Source organism: Pseudolysinimonas kribbensis (genome assembly GCF_039531715.1).
In the GTDB taxonomy this organism is placed as follows: domain Bacteria; phylum Actinomycetota; class Actinomycetes; order Actinomycetales; family Microbacteriaceae; genus Pseudolysinimonas; species Pseudolysinimonas kribbensis.
On the sequence record NZ_BAAAQO010000002.1, the window covers coordinates 719,680 to 746,173 of the forward strand.

Sequence of the window (26,494 nt, forward strand, 5' to 3'; positions counted from 1 at the left end):
ATGGATGCCGCGCGTCTAGGGTCCGCCGGCGGTCCGACGGCCGTGGCCGACGAGCACCAGTCGCGGGTCGATGCCGTGCTGGCGCGGTTCTTCAGCGTAACCAGGCGCCGCGCGGAGCCGCTGGGCGCCGAATACGTGCGGCTCTGGGACCGGCTCGAGGCCAACACGGTCGGTGGCAAGCGCTTCCGTCCCCGGATGGTGCTCGCCGCGTACCAGGCCCTCGGCGGCCTCGACCTGCAGGCGGCCGCCTGCATCGGCGCCGCCTTCGAGCTGCTGCACACCGCGCTCATCGTGCACGACGACGTCATCGACCACGACTTCGTGCGCCGCGGCGCCCCGAACATCGCCGGCAGCTACCGCGATGCGGCGCGCGCGGCGGGCGCTCCGGATGCCGTGGCCGAGCACCGCGGCCTCAGCGCGTCGGTCATCGCCGGCGACCTCGCGCTCTTCAACGCCTACCGCTTCGTCGATCGCAGCGGCGTCGGCGACGAGATGCGCGCGCGCCTGCTCGAGGTCATGGACGACGCCCTGTTCGCGAGCGCCGCGGGCGAGCTCATCGATGTCGACTTCGCCTGGATGCCCGAGCTGCCGGGCGTCGACGAGATCCTCGGGATGGAGCGCCTGAAGACCGCCGTCTACTCGTTCGAGTGCCCGCTCCAGGCCGGCGCGATCCTCGCCGGCGCGCCGGACGAGACGATCACCACGCTCGCCGAGTTCGGCCGCGACCTCGGCATCGCCTACCAGGTCGTCGACGACCTGCTGGGCGTGTTCGGGCAGGAGTCCGAGACCGGCAAGACCGTCGTCGGCGACCTGCGCGAGGGCAAGCGCACGGTGCTGATCGCGTACGCGAGCGCGCTCGAGGGGTGGCACGAGGTCGCGCCCCTGTTCGGCGATCCGGATCTCACCGAGGAGGGCGCCGAGCGCCTGCGCCGGCACCTCGAAGCGGTCGGCGCGCGCGGCTTCGCCGAGGGGCTCGCCCGCTACTACGCGAACCGCGCGCTCTCGCGCCTGCTCGAGCCGCACGTGCCGGTAGCCCTGCGCACCGAGCTGCACCCCATCGCCGACGCCGTCCTGGCGCGCCGCGCGTGACGGCCGACCGCCGCGACCGCGGGGGCGACGGCTCGCCCCGGCTCGGGCTCTACGACGACGTCGCGCAGCAGGCGGCGGCGCTCGTCATCCGGCGGTACTCGACGTCGTTCGGGATGGCGTCGCGCCTTCTCGGCGCCCGCGTGCGCCCGCACGTCGAGGCGATCTACGCGCTCGTCCGGGTGGCGGACGAGATCGTCGACGGCGCCGCGACCGAGGCGGGCCTCGGGCGTGACGGCGCCGAGCGGCTGCTCGACGGCCTCGAGACCCAGACCGACCGTGCCGTGACCGAGGGCTACGGCAGCGACCTCGTCGTGCACGCATTCGCGCGCACCGCACGCTTCGCCGGCTTCGGCCGCGACCTGACCGCGCCGTTCTTCGCCTCCATGCGCACCGACCTGCACGAGAGCTCGCACGACGCCGAGAGTCTCGCCCGGTACATCTACGGCTCGGCGGAGGTGGTGGGGCTCATGTGCCTCCGGGTCTTCCTCGCCGACGATCGCGCCCACAGTGGTCCGGCCCGCGGCGAGGCCGAGCGCGCGGAGCTCGAGAACGGCGCCCGCGCGCTCGGCGCCGCCTTCCAGAAGGTCAACTTCCTGCGCGACCTGCACGCCGATGCCCAGGTGCTGGGCCGCAGCTACTTCCCCGGCGTCGACCCCGCGACGTTCGGCGAGGATGACAAGGTGCGGCTGCTGGACGACATCGACACCGATCTCGCCGTCGCGGCCCGCGCCATCCCGCGGCTGCCCGCGAACTCGCGCCGCGCGGTCGCGCTCGCGCACGGGCTGTTCGCGGAGCTGTCGCGCCGGCTGCGGGCGACCCCGGCGCCGGCGCTGCTCGTGTCGCGCGTGCGGGTGCCCGATCCGGTGAAGCTGCGCATCGCCGCGGTCGCGGCGCTGCGGTGAGGTCCGCGTGAGGATCGCGGTCATCGGCGGCGGGATCGCCGGCCTGGCGACGGCCGCCCTGCTCGCCCGCGAGGGGCACGAGCTCGTGCTGCTGGAGAAGAACGACGCCGTCGGCGGCCGCGTCGGCCTGTGGGAGCGCGACGGCTTCCGCTTCGACACCGGGCCGTCGTGGTACCTCATGCCCGAGGTGTTCGACCACTTCTTCCGGCTGCTCGGCACGAGCGCGACCGAGCAGCTCGACCTCGTGCCACTCGATCCCGGTTACCGCGTCTACGCCGAGGGGTATGCCGATCCCCTCGATCTGCACGCGGACGCGGAGGAGAACGTCGCGGTCTTCGAGCGGGAGGAGCCCGGAGCCGGGGCCCGCCTGCGGGCGTACCTGGCACGCTCGGCCGAGCTCTACGCGATCGCGAAGGAGCACTTCCTCTACACGACGTTCGTGCGGCTCGGCCCGGTGTTCGGCGGCGGCGTGCTCGGCAAGAGCACCCGGCTGAGCCGGCTGCTGCTCGAGCCGCTCGGTGCGCTCACCCGCCGCACGGTGCGGGATCGCCGACTGCGGCAGATCCTCGGCTATCCGGCCGTCTTCCTGGGCGCCGCGCCCGACACGACACCGAGCCTGTACTCGCTCATGAGCTACCTCGACCTCGCCGACGGCGTGCGCTATCCGCTCGGCGGGTTCCGCACGATCATCGACCGGATCGCCGGGCTCGCCGAGGCGGAGGGCGTCGAGGTGCGCACCGGGGCGGAGGTCGTGCGCATCCGCGTCGACGGCGGCCGGGCGACCGGGGTCGACCTCGCCGACGGCGCGCGGCTCGACGTCGACGCCGTCGTCTCGGCGGCCGACCTGCACCACACCGAGACGCGACTGCTCGACGCGGCGCACCGCACGCATCCGGATCGCGCCTGGCGCCGCCGCAACCCCGGGCCGAGCGCGTTGCTCATCCTGCTGGGGGTGCGCGGCGAACTGCCCGAGCTGCAGCACCACACCCTCTTCTTCTCGCGCGACTGGGATGCCAACTTCGCCGCGATCTTCGACGACCCGACGCGCATCCCCGACACCCCCTCGCTGTACGTGTGCAAGCCGTCGGGCGTCGACCCGACGGTCGCGCCCGAGGGCGCGGAGAACCTCTTCGTGCTCGTGCCGCTACCGGCCGATCCCTGCCTCGGCCGGGGCGGCGTCGACGGCGAGGGCGCCGCGCTCCTGGAGGCGCTCGGCGACCGGGTGATCGCGCAGATCGGCTCGTGGGCCGGCATCGACGATCTCGCCGAGCGCGTCGTCGTGCGGCGCACGATCGGGCCCGCCGACTTCGAGAGCGAGTTCCACGCCTGGAGGGGCGGGGCGCTCGGGCTCGCGCACACGCTCCGGCAGAGCGCGTTCTTCCGGCCCGGGGATGCGAGTCGCACGGTGGCGAACCTGTTCTATGCGGGCTCCTCGACGATCCCCGGCGTCGGACTGCCGATGTGCCTCATCAGCGCCGAGCTCGTGGTCAAGCGCCTGCGCGGCGACACGAGCGCCGGACCGCTGCCGGAGCCGCTGCGATGACCCTCCTCTACCTCGGCGGGCTGCTCGTCGGACTGGCCGGGATGGTCGTGCTCGACCTGCGCTTCCGGCTCTTCTTCCGGCGCGCGCCGCTGCGGGCCGCGATCGTGTTCGCCGCCGGCGTCGCGTTCTTCCTGGTCTGGGACCTGGCCGGGATCGGTCTCGGCGTGTTCTTCCCCGGGCACGCGACGATCGTCACTGGCGTGCTGCTCGCGCCGGGCCTGCCGGTGGAGGAGGTCCTCTTCCTCGCGCTGCTGTGCTACACGACGATGAACGCCTACGCGCTGTGCTCCGCTTGGAGCGAAGGCCGTTTCTGGCCTTCGCCGCGGCGTCAGCGCCGACGGCCGTCTCGGCCGTCGGGAAACGAGGGGAACGAATGACGTACCTCCTCCTGAACCTCCCGTTCCTCTGCGCCGTCGCGCTCGTCGCACTCGCCGCCGGGCTCGCGCGGCGGGCGCCCCGGTGGCGCGCGGTCGGCCTGGCCGCGATCCCGCTCGTGCTGCTGACCGCCGTGTTCGACAACGTGATCGTCGGCACGGGGATCGTCGCGTACGACGCCGACCGCATCAGCGGCATCCGGCTCGGCGTCATGCCGATCGAGGACTTCGCGTACGCGCTGGCCGCCGTCGTGCTGCTCCCGTCGCTCTGGTCGCTGCTCGCCCCCCGGCGGAGGCCCGCGCCGTGATCCGCGCGCTCCTGGTCGCCAGCCGCCCGCTCAGCTGGGTCAACACGGCCTACCCGTTCGCTGCCGCCTATCTCCTCGGCGGCGGCGGCGGCGGCGGCGGCCGGCTCGACGCGACCTTCGTCGTGGGCACGGTCTTCTTCCTCATCCCGTACAACCTCGCGATGTACGGGATCAACGACGTGTTCGACTACGAGTCCGACCTGCGCAACCCGCGCAAGGGCGGTGTCGAGGGCGCACTGCTGCGGCCGGCCCACCACCGCGCGACCCTGTGGACGGCATCCCTGCTGCCCCTGCCGTTCGTCGTCTACCTCGTCGTCGTCGGCTCGTGGGTCAGCGACCTGGTGCTCGCGATCAGCCTGTTCGCGGTGGTGGCGTACTCGGTCGCCGGGCTGCGGTTCAAGGAGCGCCCGTTCCTCGACTCGCTCACCTCGGCCACGCATTTCGTCAGTCCCGCGGTGTTCGGGCTCGCGCTCGCCGGGGCCACGCCGACCTGGCCGCTCGCCGCCCTCCTCGCCGGGTACGTCCTCTGGGGCTGCGCGTCGCACGCGTTCGGCGCGGTGCAGGACATCGAGGCCGACCGGGATGCCGGCATCGGATCCGTCGCGACCGTCATCGGGACGCGCTGCGCCGTCCGGCTCGCCCTCGTGCTCTACGTCGCGGCGGGCGCGCTGCTGCTCGCGACCCCCTGGCCCGGACCGCTCGCCGCGTTCCTCGCCCTGCCCTACGCCGCGAACGTCGCGCCGTGGTGGTCGGTGAGCGACGCGGATGCCGCGAGCGCGAACCGGGGCTGGCGCCGGTTCCTCTGGATCAACTACGCCACCGGGTTCCTCGTGACGCTGCTGCTCATCTGGTGGGCGCTGATCCGCTGATCTCGGCCGGCGCCCGGTCGGGCGACTTCACGGGGATGAGGATCACCAGCCCGACGGCCAGCACGAGCAGGATGCCCATGATGCCCCAGTACTGGTGGCCGAAGATGGTGATGCAGAGCGCGAACAGGCTCGGCGCGATGAACGTCGCCGCCCGTCCCGTCGTCGCGTACAGACCGAACACCTCGCCCTCGCGGCCGGCCGGCACGAGGCGCGACAGGAAGGTGCGGCTCGCGGACTGCGCGGGCCCGACGAAGAGGCACAGTGCGAGCCCGGCGGTCCAGAAGACGATCTGACCGCCGTCGTGCAGGAAGAACACGACGAGCCCGCTCACCAGCAGGCCGATCAGCGCGGTGACGATCACCGGCTTCGGCCCGACGCGATCGTCGAGGGTCCCGACGACGAGGGTCGAGAGACCCGCGACGACGTTGGCCGCGACCGCGAAGATGATCACCTCGCCCGCCGAGAACCCGAAGGTGCCCGCGGCGAGGACGCCGCCGAAGGTGAAGACGCCCGTGAGGCCGTCGCGGAAGATGGCGCTCGCGAGCAGGAACCAGACCGTCCGACGGCTCTCGCGCCAGAGCGCCGCGACGTCACGGCCGAGTACCGCGTAGGAGCGGAAGAACCCGACCCGCGGGCGCTGCACCTGCCCGGGCACGTGGTACTCCGGCACGGCGAGCAGGACCGGCAGCGCGGAGAGGAGGAACCACAGCGCGGCCAGGAGCATCGAGACCCGCACCGCGAGCCCCTCCGCGCTCGTCACGCCGAAGAGGCCGACGTCCGGGTGGATGAAGCCGAAGTAGAGGATGAGCAGCAGCACGATCCCGCCGAAGTAGCCCATCGCCCACCCGAACCCGCTCACCCGGCCGACCGTCCGGGGCGTCGAGACCTGCACGAGCATCGCGTTGTAGTTCACGGCGGCGAGTTCGAAGAAGACCGTTCCGACGGCCAGCAGGCCCACCCCCAGCCACAGCAGCACGGGGCTCGGCGAGACGAAGAACAGCCCCGCGATGCACAGGACGACGATGGCGGTGTTGACCGCGAGCCAGAACTTGCGCCGCCCGGATCCGTCGGAGCGCTGGCCCGTCACGGGTGCGATCAGCGCGACCACGAGTCCGGACAGCCCGATCCCCCATCCGAGCACCGAGGACGTGACGTCGGTCTCGCCGAAGCCCTTCGTGCTCGTCAGGTAGACGGTGAAGACGAAGGTGGTGACGACGGCGTTGAACGCCGACGAGCCCCAGTCCCAGAAGGCCCAGGCGACGATGCGCCGTCCTGGCACCCGTGTGCCGCGCTGCAGGTCGAGCCCGCGGACCAGTTCCGTCGTCATGCGCGCACCGTACCGGAACGCCGTGACCAGCCGGCCACCGGCACGTGGATCAGGATGAGCGTGACGGCTGCGAGCATCCCGGTGCGGAACGCGGCGTCGAGGCCGTTCCACTGCGTGGAGCGCCACATGCCGAACCACTCGCCGCCGACGGCGATGAAGCCGCCGAAGAACAGCGCGACGAGCATCAGGAGGCCGATGCTCGAGACCGAGCGGGCGGTGCGGAACTCGCCTCGCACCATGCCGGCGATCAGGAGCACGGTCGCCAGGATGAGCACGAGGGCGGCCGCCGACTCCCACACGATGATCGCGACGTAGGCGACGTTCCACGCCGCCGGGTCGGTGATCGCGCGCCACATGATGTCGGGGTCGAGCCCGACGCCCGGCCGGCCGCCGAGGTTCGTCGTGTCCATCGAGAGCACGTGCTGCACGAAGGCGAAGTTCGTGCCGTAGTCGGTGATGTTGCCGAGTGCGACGAGGAGGATGTCGGCGGCGTTCACGGCCACCAGGAGCGTCACCGCCATGGGCAGCGATCCGATCACCTGCCACCACCGGCGGGCGTGCGGCTCGGGGACGGGCAGCGCTGCGTCATCCATGCGGCCATCCTGGCATCCGGCCCCCTCGGCGGGAAGGAAGTGCGGCGGCCGGCCGTTGAAGAACTTGAGCGACCTCGACTCAACTCGACTTGACAGCGGTTATCCACAGGTCGCAGAATTGATGCGGTCCGGCTCAACTCCGGACACCACGAACCTGAGGAGTAGCAAGAACATGGCACGAGCCGTCGGTATCGACCTCGGCACCACCAACTCGGTCGTCTCCGTCCTCGAGGGCGGCGAGCCGACCGTCATCGCGAACGCGGAGGGATTCCGCACGACGCCGTCGGTGGTGGCCTTCACGAAGGACGGCGAGGTGCTCGTCGGCGAGACCGCGAAGCGCCAGGCCGTCACCAACGTCGACCGCACCATCGCCTCGGTCAAGCGCCACATGGGCACGGACTGGAAGGCGGAGGTCGACGGCAAGAAGTACACGCCGCAGGAGATCTCGGCGCGCATCCTGCAGAAGCTCAAGCGGGACGCCGAGCAGTACCTCGGCGAGGACGTGACCGACGCGGTCATCACCGTGCCGGCCTACTTCAACGACGCCGAGCGCCAGGCCACCAAGGAGGCCGGCGAGATCGCGGGCCTCAACGTGCTCCGCATCATCAACGAGCCCACCGCGGCGGCGCTCGCCTACGGCCTCGACAAGGGCAAGGAGGACGAGCTCATCCTCGTCTTCGACCTCGGCGGCGGCACGTTCGACGTCTCGCTGCTCGAGGTGGGCAAGGACGACGACTTCTCGACCATTCAGGTGCGCTCGACCGCGGGCGACAACCGCCTCGGCGGCGACGACTGGGACCAGCGGGTCGTCGAGTGGCTCATCAAGAAGTTCAAGGAGACCACGGGCGTCGACGTCTCGAAGGACAAGATCGCCCTGCAGCGCCTCAAGGAGGCCGCGGAGCAGGCGAAGAAGGAGCTCTCGTCGAGCATGTCGGCGAGCATCCAGCTGCCCTACCTGTCGCTCACCGAGAACGGCCCGGCCAACCTCGACGAGACCCTGACCCGCGCCCAGTTCGAGCAGATGACCTCCGACCTCCTGGACCGCACCAAGAAGCCGTTCCAGGACGTCATCAAGGAGGCCGGCATCAAGGTGGCCGACATCGCGCACGTCGTGCTCGTCGGCGGCTCCACCCGCATGCCCGCGGTCAGCGAGCTGGTCAAGAAGGAGACCGACGGCAAGGAGCCCAACAAGGGCGTCAACCCGGATGAGGTGGTCGCCGTCGGCGCCGCCCTCCAGGCCGGCGTGCTGAAGGGCGAGCGCAAGGACGTCCTCCTGATCGACGTGACCCCGCTGAGCCTCGGCATCGAGACCAAGGGCGGGATCATGACCAAGCTCATCGAGCGCAACACGGCCATCCCGACCAAGCGCAGCGAGACCTTCACGACCGCCGATGACAACCAGCCGTCGGTCGCCATCCAGGTCTTCCAGGGCGAGCGCGACTTCACGCGCGACAACAAGGCGCTCGGCACGTTCGAGCTCACCGGCATCGCGCCGGCGCCGCGCGGCGTGCCCCAGGTCGAGGTGACCTTCGACATCGACGCCAACGGCATCGTGGAGGTCTCCGCGAAGGACAAGGGCACCGGCAAGGAGCAGTCCATCAAGATCACCGGCGGCTCGTCCCTCCCCAAGGAGGACATCGAGCGCATGGTGCGCGAGGCCGAGGAGCACGCGGCGGAGGACAAGGCACGGCGCGAGAGCGCCGAGGTGCGCAACAACGCCGAGCAGCTCGCGTACTCGATCGACAAGCTCATCAAGGACAACGACGACAAGCTGCCGGATGACGTGAAGACCGAGGTGCAGGCCGACGTCGACGCGCTCAAGACGGCGCTGCAGGGCGAGGACGACGCGGCCGTGAAGACCGCGTTCGACAAGCTCAACACGTCGCAGACCAAGCTGGGCGAGGCGATCTACCAGAGCGGCCAGGCCGCGGAGGCCGGGGCCGGCGAGACCGCCGAGCCGGAGGCGTCGTCGAACGACGAGGACGTGGTCGACGCCGAGATCGTCGACGACGAGGAGCCGAAGAAGTAGATGGCCGACAAGGACGAGCACGAGAAGGAGCCCCGCTTCCGCGACAAGCGGAGGGTGGACCCCGAGACGGGCGACGTCCGTGAGCCGCAGGCCGAGGACGGGTCCCCCGCCGACGTGGAGTCGGCGGAGGACCTGGTCCAGGCCGAGGACGCGGATGTCGAGCTGAGCGACGACGACCTGGCGCTGCTCGCCGAGGCCGAGCGCGACCTCGTGGGCGAGTACCGCGAGCGCGCGGCCCGCGCGGAGGCGGAGCTGAAGAACTTCCGCACCCGCGTCGAACGCGACCGTCAGGCGAATCGCGACGCGGTCATCGCCGAGGTGATCCGCACACTGCTGCCGGTGATCGACGACCTCGACCGCGCCGACGCGCACGGCGACCTGACCGAGGGCAGCCCCCTCGCGCTCATCGCGTCGAAGCTCCGCGGCGGCTTCGAGAGGTACGGCCTGACCCGGGTCGGTGAGAAGGGCGAGCCCTTCGACCCGAAGTTCCACGAGGCACTCGTGCAGCTGCCGAGCCCCGACGCGACCAGCCAGACGATCGCCGACGTCATCGAGGTCGGCTACGCCCTCGGCGACCGGCTGATCCGCCCGGCCAAGGTCGCCGTCAGCGTTCCCGAGTAAGGAAGCACGTGGCCAGTCAGGACTGGTTCGACAAGGACTTCTACGCCGTTCTCGGCGTCAAGAAGGACGTGTCGGACGCGGAGCTGAAGAAGGTGTACCGCAAGCTCGCGCGGCAGTACCACCCCGATTCCAATCAGGGGGATGCGGCCGCCGAGTCGCGCTTCAAGGAGATCAGCGAGGCGTACTCGGTGCTCTCCGACAAGGAGCAGCGGGCCGAGTACGACCAGGTGCGGGCCATGGGGTCGGGCGCCCGGTTCACCGCGGGCGGCGCCGGCGCGGGCGGCTTCGAGGATGTCTTCGGCGGGATGTTCGGGCAGGGCGGCGGCCGCCGCACCGCCTACCAGCAGGCCGACTTCGACGACATCCTGGGCGGGATGTTCGGCGGCGGCCGGTTCGGCCAGTCGACGGGCGGCTTCCGCGGCTACGGCGGCCCGAGCCGGGGGGCCGACGCGACCGCCGATACGACCCTGGACTTCGTGACCGCGATCCGCGGCGAGACCGTCAAGCTCACCATGCAGTCCGGGCGCGAGACGACGGTGAAGATCCCTGCCGGCGTCGCCGACGGGCAGAAGATCAAGCTCAAGGGGAAGGGACTGCCGAGCCCGGATGGCGGCCAGCCGGGCGACCTGATCCTCACGGTCAAGGTGCGCAAGCATCCGGTCTTCGAGCGCGACGGGCTCAACCTGCGCCTCGACGTGCCCGTGACCTTCGCCGAGGCGGCGCTCGGCGCGACGATCGAGGTGCCGACGTTCGACGGGGAGCCGGTCAAGCTGCGGATCGCGCCCGGCACCCCGAGCGGCCGCGTGCTGCGCGTGAAGGGCAAGGGCGTCACGACCGCGAAGGGGCAGGGCGACCTGCTCGCGACGGTCGAGATCGCCGTGCCGAGCCACCTCTCGGCCGAGGCGCAGCGCAAGCTCGAGGAGTTCGTCGAGACGCTCCCGACCGAGAACCCGCGCGACGACCTGCTCGCGAAGGCCCGGGCGAGCTAGGCGGGAGCGACCCATGGCCGATGTCGACGAGAACTCCCCGCTCTTCGCGATCGCGATCGCGGCCGAGCTCAGCAACATGCATCCGCAGACGCTGCGGCAGTACGACCGGCTGGGTCTCGTGTCGCCGCGGCGCACGGCGGGCCAGTCGCGCCGCTACAGCATGCGCGACGTGGTGCAGCTGCGGGAGATCGCGCGGCTGAGCGCGGAGGGGCTGAACCTGGAGGGCATCCGGCGCATCCTCGACCTCGAGAACCAGGTCGCGGCACTGCAATCGCGGGTGCGCGAGCTCGAGACGGCGCTCGCCGACGAGCTGCTGAACCGGCCCGGCCGGCGGGTCTTCGCGGCGCGGGAGTCCGGAGACGTGCTCCGGCTGCGCGCCGGTGAGCGCGTGCCGAAGCAGAACGAGGTGGTGGTCTGGCGCCCGTTCTGACGCCTTGTCGCCGGTTACTCGACCCGCTCCGTCAGGGCCAGTCGGCGAGGATCCGGTCGGCGACGCGCAGGCAGTTCGCGACGATCGTGAGCGTCGGGTTCACCGAACCGTTCGTCGGGTGCAGCGAGGCGTCGGCGACGTAGACCCGTCGCGCGCCGTGCAGGCGGCCGTCGGCTCCCGTCGCCGCGTGCGCCGGATCCTCGCCCATCCGAGCGGTGCCGGAGGAGTGCTCTCCCGCCGCGGATGCCGTCGCCGTCCTGCGCTGCATGCGTCGCGCGACCTCGGTCGCGCCCGACGCCTCCAGCCAGGTGATCGACTCGCGCGCCATTCCGGCCTCGATCTCGAGCGATGCGGGATGGGTGTCCTTGCGCAGACGAGCTCCGGGTGCGCCCCAGCGGTCCCGCGCCGATTCGGCGAGCGTGACGCGCGAGGTCGCGAGCGGTACCTCCTGGCCCATCCCGAACACACCGAACACGTTGCGGCGCCCCTCGCGCATCCACCGCTTGTGCTCCAGGCCCCAGCCCGGCACCCCGTCGGTGGGCGGGTCGGACGCCATCGTGAGCGGCAGCAGCGTCATGAGATCGACCAGCACCCCGCCGCCCCACGGGATGGTGTCCGCGTGCACGTGCTCGAGCGTCGCGACGGAGTGGCCCGGCCCGATCCAGGTCTTGGCGGGCGGGTCGATCACACCGAGCACGGTCGTGAAGCGGTGGTCGTGCAGGTAGCGGCCGAGGTGGTCGTTGCCGAGCCCGCTCGCCATCAGCAGCCGGGGGGTCTCGACGGCGCCCGCCGACACGATCACGACGTCGGCCTCGACGACGAGCTCCCGCGGCGTCGGCGTCGACGCGTCGGCCATCACGCGCACCGTCGCGGTCGACTCGCCGTCCTCGACGCGCACCGCCTCCGCGTCGAGCAGCAGCTCGCACCGACCGGTCGCCAGCGCGAGGGGGATGAAGGTGTTGTGGGCGCCGTTCTTGGCATCCACCGGGCAGGCGTGCCCGACGCACTGCGGGCACCGCACGCAGGCGGCCCGCCCGTTGCGGGGCACGCTGTTGATCGCGAGCGGGATCGGTCCCCATCCCCAGCCGAGCGCCGCGGCGCCCGCGCCGAGCACCTCGCGCGACCGCTCGGTGCCCATCGCGGGCATCGGGTAGCGGGTGCTGCGACGCGTCCGGGCGGTCAGCGCGCCCTCGGAGCCGGCGACGCCGAGCTCCTGCTCCGCCTGGGAGTAGTACGGCTCCAGCTCGTCGTAGCCGACCGGCCAGTCGGCGAGACTCGCGCCCGCCGGATTGCCGTACTCGCTGGCCATGCGGAAGTCCTCGGGCAGGAATCTCCAGGCCATGCCCTGCCAGATCCGGGTGCCGCCGCCGGGCAGCATCGCGTTGAGGCCGTAGCGGGCCGCATCGCCGTCACCGTCGATGACCGTCTCGCCACCGTCGTCATCGACGTGGATGCGGGGATGCCCGGCCCCGGGACCCGCCGACGGCCGGTACACCGCGTTGCGCTTGTCGTGGAGGTGGTCGCCGCGCAGCTCCGAGTTCGGCTTCCACGCCGCGCGCTCCAGGAGCAGCACGTGCTTGCCCGCGGCGGTCAGGGAGCGCGCGACGGCACCGCCGCCGGGGCCCGAGCCGATGACGATCGCGTCGTAGCGGCGCCGGACGCGGCGGGAGTCGACGGTGCGCGGAGCCGGGGCGTCGATCGGCGTGACGCCCGCCGGCACATCGTGGAAGCCCACCATGCGCAGGCCCTCCGGGTCCCGGCCGCCCGACGATGCGTAGAAGCCCTCCCAGCAGACCCGCTGGAGCGCCCGGAACTCGATCGCGCCCTCCGGATGCTGCGCGGCGGCCGCGAGGGCGGCATCCTGATCGGCCTCATCGAGTTCGGCGAACCCGGGGCCCAGGCGCGCGGCGAGGGCCGAGAGCAACGGACGCGCCCAGTCGAGCTCCGGGCCGGCCGACTCCAGGTAGGCGCCGACTCCGCCTGCCCAGCCGGCGCGCCAGCCGTCGGCCGGGATGACCCGGTCGACGGCCGCGCGCAGGGTGCGCTCGCTCACCTTCCGGCGAGCGAGCCGCCGATGCCGCCGACGCTGAAGTAGCGGTTGAGCAGCGCGAAGATCAGCACGGGCGGGATCATCATCACGACCGCCACGGTCATGACGAGGCCCCAGTTGGCCTGGTTCTGCTGGAAGAAGCTCTGGAGCCCGACCGGCAGGGTCTTCACGGTGTCCGACTTCAGGAACACCGATGCGATGAGGTAGTCGTTCCAGGCGAGCAGGAAGCAGAAGATCGCCGTCGACAGGATGCCGGGTAGCGAGTTGCGCAGGACGATCCGCGTGAAGCTGCCCAGCACGCTCGTGCCGTCCATCCAGGCGGCCTCCTCGAGCGTGATCGGGATCGAGTCGAAGTAGGCGGCCATCATCCAGGTCGCCACCGAGAGGGTGCTGCCGACGTAGACGATCGTGACGCCGAACAGGTTGTCGACGAGCCCGAACTGGGCGAACAGGATGAACAGCGGGATCACCGCGGTGACCACCGGCAGGGACTGCACGATGAACAGCACGAGCGAGTACCCCGACACGAAGCGGTTGCGGCCGCGGGAGAGCACGTAGCCGGCCGGCGCCGCCACCACGACGGCCACGACGACGGTCGCGAGGGTCACCGTGAGGCTGTTGGTCAGCCAGGTGAGCACGCCCGTCTCGGTGAACGCCTTCGCGTAGTTCTCGGTCGTGAAGCCGGTCGCCGAAGACCCGAGCGACGGGGTCAGCGAGAGCACCACGACCGCGACGATCGGGATCAGCACGATGCCCGTGATGACGATGATGCCGATGAACCGGCCCCACTTGCCGCGGGCCCCCGGGACCATCGGCTTGCGCGCGCGCGTGTTGACTCCGACCTCGAGCCTGCCGGTCAGGGAGACGTCAGGGGTAGTCATTCGATGTTCACCTTCCGGATCTGGCGGTACAGGACCACCGAGATGATCACGAGGACCAGGGTCATGAGGAACGCGATCGCGACACCCGGACCGGTCTGGTAGTTCTGGAAGACCGTGACGTACGCCATGACGACGAGCGTCTGCGTCGACTGCACGGGGCCGCCTCCGGTCAGCAGGAAGATCGTCGGGAAGTCGTTGACGCAGAAGATCGTCATGAGGATCCACGAGATGTACGTCGTGCGCGAGATCATCGGCAGCGTGATCAGACGGAAGGTCTGCCACGGGCCGGCGCCGTCGACCTTCGACGCCTCGTAGACGTTGGTGTCGACCGAGGCGAGCGCCGACGTCATCATCATCATCATGAACGGGAAGCTGATCCAGACCTTGTAGACGCAGACCAGGATCTGCGCGAGCGTCGGATCGGCGAGGAACAGCGGGTTGCCGAGGCCGAAGAAGTTCGCGATGACCGGAAGCGGCGACTGCGGCGTCGCCACGAGCCAGTTCCAGGCGGTCGCGGAGACCACGATCGGAACGACCCACGGCAGGAGCAGCAGCACCCGGAACAGTCCGTTGGCGGGGATCCTGGTGCGCAGCAGCAGCGCGAGGGCCAGGCCGATGGCCCACGATCCGAACACCCCGACGAGGGTGAAGATCAGCGTGAACAGGGCGGCGTGCCAGAACACCGGCTGCTGCAGCACCGTGAGGTAGTTCTGCCCGCCGACGAAGTCGCCGGCGGAGAGCAGGTCGCCGTTGCGGGCGGACTGCACGCCGGCGTAGCCGACGGGGTAGACGTTGAGGAGGACGAGCAGGATGAGCGAGGGGAGGGCGAACAGCAGCAACGTCGTCGAGCGCGAACGGTGCCCCGGCATCCGGTTCGAGTTGCTCGGCTTGAACTGGACGGGCCGGCCCGCTCCGCCGTTGCCGACACCGCGGCGGGCCCGCCCGATGCCCCGCGTGATCGTCTCAGTCGACATGGGGCCGCCTCTCGGCGGCGATGGGCTGGGTCACGTGCGTCATTGCATTACTCCTCGTCGGTGAAGCCCGCGGCCCCGAGGATACCCCCGGGGCCGCGGAGCCCGATCGCGAACCTGTCGCAGGTCGGACTACTTCATCAGCCCTTCGATGCCGCTCTGGAGCGTGGTCAGAGCCGACTTGGCGTCGGTCTTGCCGCCCAGGATGGCCTGCGTGAAGTTGAGCATCGGCTGCGTGCCGTCCACCGTGTTGGCGATGTTGGCGAAGAGGCCGTTGCCGCCCGGAGCCGCCCACGTCTTGAAGATGGGGTTCCAGTCGTTGAGGATCTTCACGTTGTTCGCGTTCGACTTGAACTCGTCGGTGTCCGCGATCGACTTGAGGGGCGGCAGACCGATACCGGTGTTCTCGGTCCACAGCTCCTTCATGTTCTTGTAGTAGTACGTGACGAACGCCTCCGACCCCTCCTGGCTGGGGGTGTTGGTGTACATCATGATGTTGTTCGGGAAGTACAGACCGCCCTTCTTGCCGGACGGGCTGGTCAGCGGGTCCGCGACGACGAGGTCGCTCGCGACATCGCCCACGGCGCCGGCCGGCAGGCCCGCGCCGTCCCAGCCGTAGCCGAACCGCTTGGCCTTCCACTGCGCCTGCACGTTGTCGGACGTGTAGGTCGCCGCGGCCGGGTCGGAGTAGCCGTTCTTCACGAGCTCGAGGATGAACTCGATCGCCTCGATGTTCTCGTCGGTGACCGCGTCGGGCTCCTGCTTCTTGTTGAACAGGCCGCCGCCGTTGTTGATCATGAAGGCGGTCATGATGTGGCTGCCGGTGAAGGAGCCCGCACCCGACCCGAGGCCGAAACCGTACACGCCGATCTTCTTCAGCTTGGCGCAGACGGCCTTGTACTCATCCCACGTGGTCGGCACGTCGGCGCCGGCCTGCTGCATGAGCGCCTTGTTGTACCAGGCGACGCGCACGTCGAGGTTGTACGGGACGGCCGCGTAGCCCTTGTCCGTCTTCATGGTGTCGAGCAGGCCGTCGAGGAAGTCGTCCTTGAGGCCGTTCGACTCCCACGACTTGATGAGGTGGTCGGCGTAGGCGATCTTGCCCTGCGCGGCGAACTGGAACGCCTGCGTGCCGCCGCCGGAGCTGACCGCCGGGCCGGTGTTCGAGGCGATCGCGGAGGAGAACGTCTGGGTGAAGTTCGCCCACTGGATCTCCTGGTAGGTCGCCGCCGGGAGGCCGCTCTTCGGCTTGTAGGCCAGCGTGATCTTCTTGTCGGTCGGGTTGAACTTCGTTCCACCCCACGGCATGTTCCAGAACTTCAGCGGCTTGCTGCTGCCGCCTCCGCCTCCGCCGCCCGCGCCGCTGGGCGAGCACGCGGCGAGGATCGCCGCAACGCTCACACCACCGGCGACGCCGAAGAATCCGCGTCGGGTGAAACTCGCACCGTTCTGTGATGGCATCGTCGCCTCTTTCTGATCTTGGTGGACCGCGTCCAGGGCGGCCCTCTCTGCATTGAGGGATCAGCCGGCGCCCTGGTCGGGTGCCGGGTCTTCTTAGTAGACCAGTCAACCGGGAGCCGGTCAACGACAAATTCGGACAAATCGCGAAAACTTTCGCGATCGGCGCGGGCGGTCGCCGCCGCCAGTGGCGGAATATAGCCGCGATCGGTAAACTTGAGTCAAACAGACTCAGTTTTTGACGACGTCGCGCAAGGAGACGATGTGGCCAACATGCAGGGCGCGCCCTCCAGCCAGGAGGACCAGAAGAGCGCCCTCGAGCAGTACGGCGTGAATCTCACCGAGATCGCCAAGAGCGGCAAGCTCGACCCGGTGATCGGGCGGGATGCCGAGATCCGCCGGATCAGTCAGGTGCTGACCCGGCGCACCAAGAACAACCCCGTGCTCATCGGCGAGCCCGGCGTCGGCAAGACCGCCGTCGTCGAGGGGCTCGCGCAGCGCATCGTCGCGGGCGACGTCGCGGACTCCCTCAAGGACAAGCAGCTCGTGTCGCTCGACCTCGCGGCCCTCGTGGCCGGCGCGAAGTACCGCGGAGAGTTCGAGGAGCGGCTGAAGGCCGTGCTGAAGGAGATCGACGAGTCCGACGGCCAGATCATCACCTTCATCGACGAGCTGCACACGCTCATGGGTGCCGGCGGCGGCGAGGGCTCGGTCGCGGCCGCGAACATGCTGAAGCCGATGCTCGCCCGAGGCGAGCTGCGGCTCATCGGTGCGACGACGCTCAACGAATACCGCGAGTACATCGAGAAGGACGCCGCCCTCGAGCGCCGCTTCCAGCAGGTGTACGTGGGCGAGCCGAGCGTGGAGGACACGATCGCGATCCTGCGCGGGCTCAAGGAGCGATACGAGGCGCACCACAAGGTGACGATCGCCGACAGCGCCCTCGTCGCGGCGGCGTCCCTCTCCAACCGCTACATCACCGCTCGGCAGCTGCCCGACAAGGCGATCGACCTCATCGACGAGGCCGCGTCGCGGCTCAAGATGGAGATCGACTCGAGCCCCGTCGAGATCGACGAGCTCAAGCGCGCCGTCGACCGGCTGAAGATCGAGGAGCTCGCGCTCAAGAAGGAGAAGGACGACGCGTCGAAGGCGCGGCTCGAGAAGCTGCGCGACGACCTGCGCACGATGGAGGCGGAGCTCGGCGTGCTGCAGGGCCGCTGGGCCGCGGAGAAGGCCGGCCTGCATTCCGTCGGCGACCTGAAGACGCAGCTGAACGACGCGCGCATCCAGCTCGACCGGGCGATGCGCGAGGGCGACTACCAGACGGCGTCGAAGCTCAACTACGAGACCATCCCCGGCATCGAGCACAAGCTCGGCGAGGCGGAGCAGGTCGAGCAGCAGGGTCCGCGGATGGTCAACGACCAGGTGACCGACGAGGACATCGCCTCGGTCGTCGCCGCCTGGACCGGCATCCCCGTCGACAAGCTGCGCCAGGGCGAGCAGGAGAAGCTGCTGCACCTCGAGCAGGAGCTCGGCAAGCGGCTCATCGGGCAGAAGGACGCCGTCCGCGCCGTCTCCGAGGCCGTGCGCCGTACGCGCGCCGGCATCTCGGATCCCGACCGGCCGACCGGCTCGTTCCTGTTCCTCGGGCCGACCGGCGTCGGCAAGACCGAGCTCGCGAAGGCGCTCGCCGAGTACCTGTTCGATGACGAGAAGGCGCTCGTGCGCATCGACATGTCGGAGTACGGCGAGAAGTTCTCCGTCTCGCGGCTCGTCGGGGCCCCTCCCGGATATATCGGATACGAGCAGGGCGGGCAGCTCACGGAGGCCGTGCGCCGGCGCCCGTACTCGGTGATCCTGCTCGACGAGGTCGAGAAGGCGCACCCCGAGGTGTTCGACATCCTGCTGCAGGTGCTCGACGACGGCCGGCTGACGGATGGTCAGGGCCGCACCGTCGACTTCCGCAACACGATCCTGATCCTGACCTCCAACCTCGGCAGCCAGATCCTCGTCGACCCGTCGATGCCGTGGCAGCAGAAGCAGGAGGCCGTGCAGGACCTGGTGCGTCAGGCCTTCAAGCCCGAGTTCGTGAACCGGCTGGACGACATCGTCGTGTTCGCTCCGCTCACCCACGACGACCTCGGTCAGATCGTCTCGCTGTACGTCGACCGGCTCGAGCGCCGGCTCGCCGAGCGCCGGCTGCAGCTGGCGGTCACCCCCGAGGCGCGCGCCTGGCTGGCCGAGCGCGGCTACGACCCGATCTACGGGGCGCGGCCGCTGCGCCGGCTCATGCAGCACGAGATCGACGACCGCCTCGCGAAGGCCCTGCTCGAGGGCGTCATCCGTGACGGCGACACCGTGCGGGTCGACCTCGAGGCCGACGGTCTCGCGGTGTCAAGGTTCGAGGCCGCCGCGGTCTGACCGGCGCATGCGATCGTGCATGCTATTTTGTATGCATGGTGGCCATCCAGGTGCGGGACGTCCCCGACGACGTGCGCGAGGCGCTGGTCGGCGAGGCACGGCGGCGGGGGGTCTCGTTGCAGGTGCTCCTGCAAGACGTGCTCGCACACGAGGCGAAGATGGCGCGCAATCGTGCCTGGTTGGCCGAGATGCGGAAGGGTCCCATCGCACGGATCGACTCGTCCGCTGAGAGCACGGTCGGCCTGATCCACCGCCTGCGCGACGAGCGGACGCAGCAGATCCTGGATGCGGTCTTCCCGCCGCCGAATGAGACGGCATGACCGTCGCGGTCGATGCGTCGGCGGTCGTCGAGATCCTGGCCGGCGATGACGACCGGCGCCGGGCCGCGATCCTGGGTGCGGCTGGCAGCGACCCGCACTGGGTCGTTCCCGAGCACTTCCTGCTCGAGGTGATCAGCGCCCTCCGCGGGCGACTGCTCGGACATCACATCGACCGAGCGCAGTTCGCATCGGCGGTCGTGGCACTGCGGGAGTTCGAGTTCGACGTCTGGCCGACCGCCGGTCTCCTTCCGCGCATCGTCGAACTCACCGACGACGCGGCTCCGTACGACGCCGCGTACCTCGCGGTGGCCGAGGAACTCGGATGTCCACTCGTGACGGCCGACGGAAAGCTGGCCCGTGTGCCCGGCATCACCTGCCGCGTCGTCGGCTGGGAGTAGCGCGCGGATCAGACGGCTCGTCCGCCGGTCTGCACGAGCCCAGGTCGAGGCGCCGCGTCGCGGGCGTCGTGCCAGCGGGGCCGCGCCGCAGGCTCTGGCGCCGGTCTCCGGGAGCTGAGCGACCCGACCCCCGCCTGGATCACCGGAATCCGTGCTCGTCGCGCGGCGCGCGACCCACGGTTTCTGGCGTGCAGACGCGGAGACGTCCCGGGGAGACGCCCGAGATGACGCACGTGTGCGCGGTTGGGCGTTTTCGGAGGCCGCCGGGCCGAGAAAAGTGCGACAAGCGCCCGATCCCGCGCGAAAGCCCTCATCGAGTCAGCGAAACGCTCATACGGCATGAGCAATTGATCAGTCTTGCCCCCGCGGCGATTCGGCCGGTCGTAGTGTGACAAATCCTGTGGCATCGAGGCCAGGTGGGTCGATGCCGGTTCCGAGCGAACCGCCGAGCCGACCAGATGGGGGACCTTCCCGTGGCCTTCGATCATCCCCTCCGGATCGCGGCGCGTCTCCGTCCATGAGAGGCAGTCCGCTCCGCAGGCTCCGCTTCGTGGATCGGGCGTGGTCCCGGTGAACACGTATCGCGTGGCGATCGTCGGCACCGGCGAGATCGCATCCGAGCACGCGGCGGCTCTCCGGCGGCTGAGCGACCGCGCACGCCTGGTCGGGGCCGTCGATGTCGACGAGGCACGCGTCGCGGAGTTCGCGCGCCGGTGGGACGTGCCGAGTTCGTTCGAGGCCCTCACCCGCCTGCTCGCGTCCGAGACGCTCGACGTGGTCCACATCTGCACGCCGCCCTCGACCCACGTGCCCCTCGCGCTCGAATGCCTGAGTGCCGGGGTCGTCCCCCTGCTCGAGAAGCCGCCGGCTCTCTCGCTCGAGCAGTTGGATGCCCTCCTCGACGCCGAGCGGCGGTCCGGGGTGCCCGTCGCGGTGGTGTTCCAGCATCGCTTCGGCGGTGTTCCGGTTCGTCTGCGTGAGGCGCCCACGAGAGCCGCCCTGGGTCGGCCTCTCGTCGCGACGTGCAACACGCTCTGGTTCCGCGACGACGAGTACTACGCCACTCCGTGGCGAGGCAGCTGGGCGAGCGAGGGAGGCGGTCCGACGATGGGCCACGGCATCCACCAGTTCGACCTCCTCCTGTCGATCCTCGGGGACTGGCAGCTCGTGACGGCCCTGGCAGGACGCCAGTCGCGGCCGACCGAGACCGAGGACGTCTCCGCGGCGGTGGTGCGCTTCGCGAACGGCGCGATCGCGACGATCCTCAACTCGCTCGTGTCGATCCGGGAGACGAGCTACCTGCGCATCGACTACGAGAACGCGACGGTCGAGCTCGAGCATCTGTACGGGTACACCGACGCCGACTGGAGGGTGACGGGCCTCGATGGGCGCGCGCTGCCCGCGTTGACGGCGAGCCGGGAGGGCGCCGAGACCTCGAGCCACGTGAGCCAGCTGCGAGCGGTGCTCGACGCTCTCGATCGGGGCGACGCACCCCCCGTCACCCTCGCCGACTCCCGCCGGTCGCTCGAGCTGGCGGCAGCGATCTACGCATCCGCGTTCGGCGGCGGGGCGATTCGCCCCGGCGACATCGCGGCGGGCACCCCCTTCTACTCGAGCATGCAGGGCACGGGTGCCCCGTGGCTCGATGCAGGTCGACAGGATGGCTGAGGTCACGTCGGGCGAGACCATCCGGCCCCTGCAGGAGGCGGACCTCGAACGGCTGGAGGAGCTGAGCGGCCAGGTCGGGTTCAATCAGACACGTGCCGACTGGAAGCGACTGCTCCGGCTGGCGCCGGACGGCTGCTTCGCCGCCACACGGGGAGGTCGCGTCGTGGCCACCACCACCACGACCGCGTATGCCGGGCGACTGGCCTGGGTCGGGATGGTCGTCGTCGACGAGTCGTTCCGTCGTCTCGGAATCGGAAGCCGTCTCGTCGAACACGCCCTGAACCATCTCGACTCGGCCCACGGCATCCGGAACGTGGCTCTCGACGCCACCGTGCTGGGCAAGCAGGTCTACGACCGATACGGCTTCGTCGAGCAATACCAGGTGCATCGCCTGCACGGGGAGGCGAGTGCGGTGGATGCGACGACCCTGGTGGGGGTGCGACCGATGTCGCCGACGGATCTGCCAGCCGTGACGGCCATGGAGAGTGCGGCGCTGGGCGTGCCGCGTGCCACCCTGCTCGAGGACCTGTGCCGCACGTTCCCCGAGGGGTGCTCTGTCGTCGAAGACGAGGGCCGGCTGATCGCGTGGTCCTTCCGTCGACCCGGAGCACGGCGCTGGCATATCGGCCCCGTCGGAGCCCGCGATCAACGGGCCGCCGATCTCGCCTTCCAGGCCGCGATCTCTCCCATCCCGGGCGCACCGATCGAGCTCGATGTGCCGGAGGGTCCGAGGCGCGCGCATCTCGCGAAACGATTCGCGCTGACGACCGCCCGCTCATTCGCCCGCATGGTACGCGGGCCGTCGCTGCCCGACCCCGACGGGGGCACTGGATACGCCACCGTCGCTCCCGAGCTGGGCTAGCGATTCCCGTCCGACCCCACCCTGTCAGTGAAGGAGAATCCCTTGCTCAGCCACCCTGCCGACGAGGAACAGCTGGACCGCCTGCTCGGCGTCCCCTCACCCGGGCTCGTGTCCGACATGTCGAGGCTCAGCGGGGATCTCGTGATCCTCGGAGCCGGCGGCAAGATGGGACCGAGCCTGTGCCTCGCCGCCCGCAACGCACTCGACACCGCCGGCAGCACGGATGCCCGTGTCATCGCGGTCTCCCGCTGGAGCGACCAAGGCCTCGCCGACCGGCTGGAGGCGGGGGGCGTCGAAGTCGTCCGCGCCGAACTGAGTCCGGATGCCGACCTCTCGGGATTGCCGGAGGCCGAGAACGTCGTGTACATGGTCGGTGCCAAGTTCGGCAGCGACGCGAATCCGAGCGGAGCGTGGATGACCAACTGCGTGCTTCCGTCGGTGGTCGCACGCCGCTATCGCGCCTCCAGGCTCGCCGCGTTCTCGACCGGGAACGTCTACCCGTTCACGCCCGTCACCGGTCTCGGATCCACGGAGGACTCACCGACCGCGCCCGTCGGCGAGTACGCGATGAGCTGCCTCGGACGGGAGCGGGTCATCCAGGCGGCCTCGCTGAGCGGCGGCCTCCGCGCGTCCATCATCCGGCTAAACTACGCGGTCGAGCCGCGCTACGGAGTGCTGTGCGACATCGCGCAACGCGTCCTCGCCGGTTCCCCCGTCGATCTCTCCGTGGGCTTCGTCAACGTCGTCGCGCAGCGGTACGCGAACGAGGTCGCTCTGAGATCGCTCCTGCTCGCCGACAGCCCGCCGCGCATCATCAATCTGGCCGGCCCCGAGATCCTCTCCGTCCGTGCGATCGCCCTTCGATTCGGCGAGCTGCTCGACCGCGAGGTCGTGTTCTCCGGACAGGAGGGCGAGACCGCCCTGCTCTCGAACGCCGCCACGTGCCACTCGCTGTTCGGCTACCCCGACCTCGCGGCGGGCGCGCTGATCGAGATGCAGGCCGATTGGCTTCTCGCCGGCGGCCGGGTGCTCGGCAAGCCGACGAAGTTCGAGCGCAATGACGGGAGGTTCTGACGTGACGGGATCCGGCTCCAGGAGCGCGGCATCGGAGGCGCTGGCACGGGGCACCGTGATCCCGGCGCACCCCCTCGCCATCACCGAGGACAAGGCTCTCGACGAGCGGCGGCAGCGGGCCCTGACGCGGTACTACATCGACGCCGGCGCCGGGGGCGTCGCGGTCGGGGTGCACACGACGCAGTTCGCCATCCGGGATCCCCGTTTCGGCCTGTACGAGCCCGTGCTGCGGTGCGCCGCCGACACGGTGGCGGAGTTCTCGCCCGGCGATGCCTTCGTGAAGATCGCCGGAGTCTCCGGAGCGATCGACCAGGCCGTCGCAGAAGCCGAGGTCGCGGCGGACCTCGGGTACGACGCGGTCCTGCTCTCGCCCAACGCGACCACGTCGCTGAGCGAGGAGGATCTCGTGCGACGGACGCGGGCGGTCGGGGGCGTGCTTCCGGTCATCGCCTTCTACCTGCAACCGGCCGTCGGCGGACGACGCTTCTCGGAGGAGTACTGGACGCGCACCGCCGACATCGAATCCGTCGTCGCCGTCAAGCTGGCGCCCTTCAGCCGCTACCGCACGCTGGAGGCGGTGCGCGGCATCGTCCGATCCGGGCGCGGGGCCGACGTCGCGTTGTACACGGGCAACGACGACACCATCGTCAACGACCTGGTGACGGATTTCCACGTGGGCGCGGCGGGCGAGACGCGCCGGTTCGTGGGCGGCCTGCTGGGGCAGTGGGCGGTCGGAACCCGCGCCGCCGTCGAGCTGTTCGCGACCATCCGGAGCGCGTCGACCGGAGACGACGAGGCGCTGCGTCGTGCCATCGCACGGGGCTCGGATGTGACCGACGCCAACAGTGCTCTCTTCGACACCGCCCACGACTTCGCCGGCAGCATCGCGGGGATCAACGAACACCTTCGTCGGCAGGGCCTGCTGGCCGGGAACTGGTGCCTCGAGGAGGCGGAGGTGCTCTCGCCCGGTCAGGCGGAGGAGCTGAGCCGCGTCCGGAGCGCGTATCCGTGGCTCACCGACGACGCCTTCGTCGCCGAGAACCTCGATCGGTGGCTCGGGTGAACGCGGCGATGGCACGTCGATGAGCCTCAGCACGCTGGACGTCTTCTCCATCGGCATCGGGCCGTCGTCGTCGCACACGGTGGGCCCGATGCGGGCCGCGAAGGCCTTCGTGACCGAGCTTGCGCGCGGCCCGGGCCTCGGCGAGATCCGCCGCGTGCACGTGGAGCTCTTCGGGTCCCTGGCCGCGACCGGTCGTGGCCACGGCACGGATCGGGCCGTCGTTCTGGGACTCGAGGGCGATGATCCCGAGACCGTCGACACCGGGGCGACGGAAGACCGGTTCCACCGGCTGACCGTGCGACGATGCGTGACGCTCCTCGGCACCCATCCGATCGAGTTCGACCCCGATCGCGACATCACCTTCCGTCGATCGGTCGAGCTGCCCGGACACCCGAACGCGCTGACCTTCACCGCGCACGGTCACGACGGGGCGGTCATCCGATCGGACACCTACTACTCGATCGGCGGCGGATTCGTGTCGCGCGGCCCCGGTGAGGACCCGGAGGACGGAGCGCCTGTTCCGCATGAGTTCTCGACTGCGAACGAGCTCCTCTCGATCTGTCGTGAGACGGGGCTGAGCATCAGCGGGGTCATGCTCGAGAACGAGCTGGCGATGCGGAGCGAGACACAGGTACGTGAGGGCATCGCTCGTGTCTGGCAGGCCATGCGCCAGTGCGTGATCCGTGGGTGCGAGAGCGGGGAGGCGGTGCTCCCCGGGCGGCTGCGGGTCCCCCGCCGGGCTCCGGCGCTGTGGTCGACCCTCAGCGAGCGTGGCGACCGGGGGAGGCACGACGCCGGAGAGTGGGTCGCCCTCTTCGCCCTGGCCGTCAACGAGGAGAACGCCGCGGGGGGCCGCGTGGTCACGGCGCCGACCAACGGTGCCGCGGGCATCGTGCCGGCCGTACTCCATTACTACGTGAAGTTCGTTCCGGGCGCGACGGAGGAGGGCGTCTTCAGGTTCTTCCTGACCGCTGCGGCCATCGCCAGCCTCTTCAAGAGGAATGCGTCGATCTCGGGCGCTGAGGTGGGATGTCAGGGAGAGATCGGATCCGCGTGCTCGATGGCCGCAGCGGCGCTGTGCGAGGCCCTCGGGGGTGCGCCCGAGCAGGTTGAGAACGCCGCCGAGATCGGCATCGAGCACCACCTCGGGCTGACCTGCGATCCCGTCGGCGGACTCGTCCAGATTCCGTGCATCGAGCGGAACGCGATCGCCGGCAACACCGCGATCACGGCGGCCGGCCTCGCGCTGCACGGCGACGGCTCGCACAAGGTCTCGTTGGACGCCGCGATCCTGACGATGCGTCTCACCGGCGCCGACATGAAGGACGCCTACAAGGAGACGTCGCGCGGAGGCCTGGCGGTCAATGTCGTCGAATGCTGACCGGAGCGGGAGACGCCGGTGAATCCCGTGGAGAGGGTGAGGCGCGGGCAACCGCATTCGACCTCGATCAGGCGCTCTCAACGCATGCTGTCGATCATCGAGAGGCTCACGGAGAGCGGCAGCCTGACACTGGAGGGCCTCTCCGGCGAACTGCGCGTCTCGCCGGCCACCATCCGGCGGGATCTCGCCGATCTCGAGGATCAGCAGCTGCTGCGTCGCACGCATGGCGGCGCCCGGCTGATCGAGGTCGGACATGACATCGAGATCGAGCTGCCGGTGCAGTTGAAGGACGGCCAATTCCGTGAAGCGAAGCGCCTGATCGCCCGCGCGACGGCTCGCTTGATCCGTCCCGGTCGCCACGTCGTGGCGATCGGGGGCGGGACGACGACGACCGAGGTCGCCCGGTTGCTGTCGACGAGGCACGACTTCACCATCGTGACCAACTCGCTCACGACGGCGACTCAGCTCGCGGCGCGCCCGACGCTGCGCGTCATCATGACCGGCGGCGTGATGCGGCCCCACTCGCACGAGCTCGTGGGAGTGCTCGCCGAGAACACCTTTCAGGCGATCAACATCGGCACGGCGGTTCTCGGCGTCGACGGCATGACCGCCGTCCGCGGGGCGACCACGCATGACGAGACGGAGGCGAGAACCAATGGCGCGATGGTGGGCCATGCCCAGCGGGTGATCGTCGTCGCGGACGGCTCGAAGATCGGCCGGGTCACCCTCGCGAGCGTCGCCGGCATCGATCGCATCGACGATCTCGTCACGGACTCGTCGGCCGACGTCGGCGAGCTCGAGGCGATCCGGGCGGCCGGCACGCGAGTGCACATCGCCGACTCCCCCTAGCTCCCGATCGCGTTCAGGAGGTGA

General features: G+C 70.2%; 25 protein-coding genes. 19 read left to right on the top strand and 6 right to left on the bottom strand.

Annotated features, from left to right (window positions below):
• The 6 genes from ABD285_RS04215 to ABD285_RS04240 are packed head-to-tail and all read left to right on the top strand — an operon-like array spanning position 1 to position 5,085.
• Positions 1-1,089, top strand: a complete 1,089-nt coding sequence (locus tag ABD285_RS04215; RefSeq protein ID WP_284254023.1) for a polyprenyl synthetase family protein — start codon at positions 1-3, stop codon at positions 1,087-1,089.
• Positions 1,086-1,991, top strand: a complete 906-nt coding sequence (locus tag ABD285_RS04220; protein ID WP_284254024.1) for a phytoene/squalene synthase family protein — start codon at positions 1,086-1,088, stop codon at positions 1,989-1,991. The genes ABD285_RS04215 and ABD285_RS04220 overlap by 4 nt, the downstream gene beginning before the upstream one ends.
• 7 nt (positions 1,992-1,998) lie before the next feature.
• Complete coding sequence (crtI, locus tag ABD285_RS04225) at positions 1,999-3,534, top strand: phytoene desaturase family protein (RefSeq protein ID WP_344200576.1); 1,536 nt, start codon at positions 1,999-2,001, stop codon at positions 3,532-3,534.
• Positions 3,531-3,911: a lycopene cyclase domain-containing protein gene (locus ABD285_RS04230; RefSeq protein WP_344200579.1), complete on the top strand. Its 381-nt coding sequence runs from the start codon at positions 3,531-3,533 to the stop codon at positions 3,909-3,911. Before crtI ends, ABD285_RS04230 begins: the two co-directional genes overlap by 4 nt.
• Positions 3,908-4,216, top strand: a complete 309-nt coding sequence (locus ABD285_RS04235; RefSeq protein ID WP_344200582.1) for a lycopene cyclase domain-containing protein — start codon at positions 3,908-3,910, stop codon at positions 4,214-4,216. The genes ABD285_RS04230 and ABD285_RS04235 overlap by 4 nt, the downstream gene beginning before the upstream one ends.
• Positions 4,213-5,085, top strand: a complete 873-nt coding sequence (locus ABD285_RS04240; protein ID WP_284254025.1) for a prenyltransferase — start codon at positions 4,213-4,215, stop codon at positions 5,083-5,085. The genes ABD285_RS04235 and ABD285_RS04240 overlap by 4 nt, the downstream gene beginning before the upstream one ends.
• Here the strand turns inward: ABD285_RS04240 and ABD285_RS04245 are convergent.
• Together ABD285_RS04245 and ABD285_RS04250 are read right to left on the bottom strand one after the other, a co-directional pair.
• Positions 5,060-6,412, bottom strand: coding sequence for an MFS transporter (locus ABD285_RS04245; RefSeq protein WP_284254026.1), 1,353 nt, complete (start codon positions 6,410-6,412; stop codon positions 5,060-5,062). The genes ABD285_RS04240 and ABD285_RS04245 overlap by 26 nt on opposite strands.
• The gene (locus ABD285_RS04250; RefSeq protein ID WP_284254027.1) at positions 6,409-7,005 is read right to left on the bottom strand and encodes a DUF2165 domain-containing protein; all 597 of its coding nucleotides are present in this window, start codon (positions 7,003-7,005) and stop codon (positions 6,409-6,411) included. The genes ABD285_RS04245 and ABD285_RS04250 overlap by 4 nt, the downstream gene beginning before the upstream one ends.
• Positions 7,006-7,177: 172 nt before the next feature.
• On the opposite strand from ABD285_RS04250, the gene dnaK reads away from it, so the two are divergent.
• The 4 genes from dnaK to ABD285_RS04270 are packed head-to-tail and all read left to right on the top strand — an operon-like array spanning position 7,178 to position 11,074.
• On the top strand, positions 7,178-9,034 hold the full coding sequence (dnaK, locus tag ABD285_RS04255) for a molecular chaperone DnaK (RefSeq protein WP_284254028.1): 1,857 nt from the start codon (positions 7,178-7,180) through the stop codon (positions 9,032-9,034).
• A complete protein-coding gene (locus ABD285_RS04260; RefSeq protein ID WP_284254029.1) occupies positions 9,035-9,655 on the top strand; it encodes a nucleotide exchange factor GrpE in 621 nt (206 codons plus the stop codon).
• A gap of 8 nt (positions 9,656-9,663) precedes the next feature.
• Entirely contained in the window at positions 9,664-10,644 is a 981-nt protein-coding gene (locus ABD285_RS04265; RefSeq protein WP_344200587.1) for a DnaJ C-terminal domain-containing protein, read from the top strand.
• A gap of 13 nt (positions 10,645-10,657) precedes the next feature.
• Complete coding sequence (locus tag ABD285_RS04270) at positions 10,658-11,074, top strand: heat shock protein transcriptional repressor HspR (RefSeq protein WP_284254031.1); 417 nt, start codon at positions 10,658-10,660, stop codon at positions 11,072-11,074.
• Between the two features lie 31 nt (positions 11,075-11,105).
• On the opposite strand, the gene ABD285_RS04275 is transcribed toward ABD285_RS04270, so the two are convergent.
• The 4 genes from ABD285_RS04275 to ABD285_RS04290 all read right to left on the bottom strand — a co-directional run bounded on the left by ABD285_RS04275 (position 11,106) and on the right by ABD285_RS04290 (position 16,437).
• Positions 11,106-13,127, bottom strand: coding sequence for a GMC oxidoreductase (locus tag ABD285_RS04275; protein ID WP_344200591.1), 2,022 nt, complete (start codon positions 13,125-13,127; stop codon positions 11,106-11,108).
• Positions 13,124-14,005, bottom strand: a complete 882-nt coding sequence (locus tag ABD285_RS04280) for a carbohydrate ABC transporter permease (protein ID WP_284254034.1) — start codon at positions 14,003-14,005, stop codon at positions 13,124-13,126. Before ABD285_RS04280 ends, ABD285_RS04275 begins: the two co-directional genes overlap by 4 nt.
• On the bottom strand, positions 14,002-14,979 hold the full coding sequence (locus ABD285_RS04285; protein ID WP_284254035.1) for a carbohydrate ABC transporter permease: 978 nt from the start codon (positions 14,977-14,979) through the stop codon (positions 14,002-14,004). The genes ABD285_RS04280 and ABD285_RS04285 overlap by 4 nt, the downstream gene beginning before the upstream one ends.
• 129 nt (positions 14,980-15,108) lie before the next feature.
• On the bottom strand, positions 15,109-16,437 hold the full coding sequence (locus ABD285_RS04290; RefSeq protein ID WP_284254036.1) for an ABC transporter substrate-binding protein: 1,329 nt from the start codon (positions 16,435-16,437) through the stop codon (positions 15,109-15,111).
• 261 nt (positions 16,438-16,698) lie between these two features.
• Here ABD285_RS04290 and ABD285_RS04295 point away from each other — a divergent pair, with 261 nt between their 5' ends.
• From ABD285_RS04295 to ABD285_RS04335, 9 genes are all read left to right on the top strand, one after another.
• Positions 16,699-18,855, top strand: a complete 2,157-nt coding sequence (locus ABD285_RS04295; protein ID WP_344200597.1) for an ATP-dependent Clp protease ATP-binding subunit — start codon at positions 16,699-16,701, stop codon at positions 18,853-18,855.
• Between the two features lie 35 nt (positions 18,856-18,890).
• The gene (locus tag ABD285_RS04300) at positions 18,891-19,175 is read left to right on the top strand and encodes a hypothetical protein (RefSeq protein WP_344200600.1); all 285 of its coding nucleotides are present in this window, start codon (positions 18,891-18,893) and stop codon (positions 19,173-19,175) included.
• A complete protein-coding gene (locus ABD285_RS04305) occupies positions 19,172-19,573 on the top strand; it encodes a type II toxin-antitoxin system VapC family toxin (RefSeq protein WP_284254038.1) in 402 nt (133 codons plus the stop codon). Before ABD285_RS04300 ends, ABD285_RS04305 begins: the two co-directional genes overlap by 4 nt.
• Before the next feature lie 561 nt (positions 19,574-20,134).
• Positions 20,135-21,241 (top strand): Gfo/Idh/MocA family protein, encoded by a 1,107-nt coding sequence (locus ABD285_RS04310; RefSeq protein WP_344200603.1) that lies wholly within the window; start codon positions 20,135-20,137, stop codon positions 21,239-21,241.
• Positions 21,234-22,103: a GNAT family N-acetyltransferase gene (locus ABD285_RS04315; RefSeq protein ID WP_284254040.1), complete on the top strand. Its 870-nt coding sequence runs from the start codon at positions 21,234-21,236 to the stop codon at positions 22,101-22,103. The genes ABD285_RS04310 and ABD285_RS04315 overlap by 8 nt, the downstream gene beginning before the upstream one ends.
• Positions 22,104-22,145: 42 nt before the next feature.
• Positions 22,146-23,177, top strand: coding sequence for an NAD-dependent epimerase/dehydratase family protein (locus tag ABD285_RS04320; RefSeq protein ID WP_344200606.1), 1,032 nt, complete (start codon positions 22,146-22,148; stop codon positions 23,175-23,177).
• A gap of 1 nt (position 23,178) precedes the next feature.
• Complete coding sequence (locus ABD285_RS04325) at positions 23,179-24,240, top strand: dihydrodipicolinate synthase family protein (protein WP_344200609.1); 1,062 nt, start codon at positions 23,179-23,181, stop codon at positions 24,238-24,240.
• Positions 24,241-24,259: 19 nt separating this feature from the next.
• Positions 24,260-25,621: an L-serine ammonia-lyase gene (locus tag ABD285_RS04330; RefSeq protein WP_344200612.1), complete on the top strand. Its 1,362-nt coding sequence runs from the start codon at positions 24,260-24,262 to the stop codon at positions 25,619-25,621.
• A gap of 84 nt (positions 25,622-25,705) precedes the next feature.
• Positions 25,706-26,470, top strand: a complete 765-nt coding sequence (locus tag ABD285_RS04335) for a DeoR/GlpR family DNA-binding transcription regulator (RefSeq protein WP_344200615.1) — start codon at positions 25,706-25,708, stop codon at positions 26,468-26,470.
• The last annotated feature ends 24 nt before the right edge of the window (positions 26,471-26,494 follow it).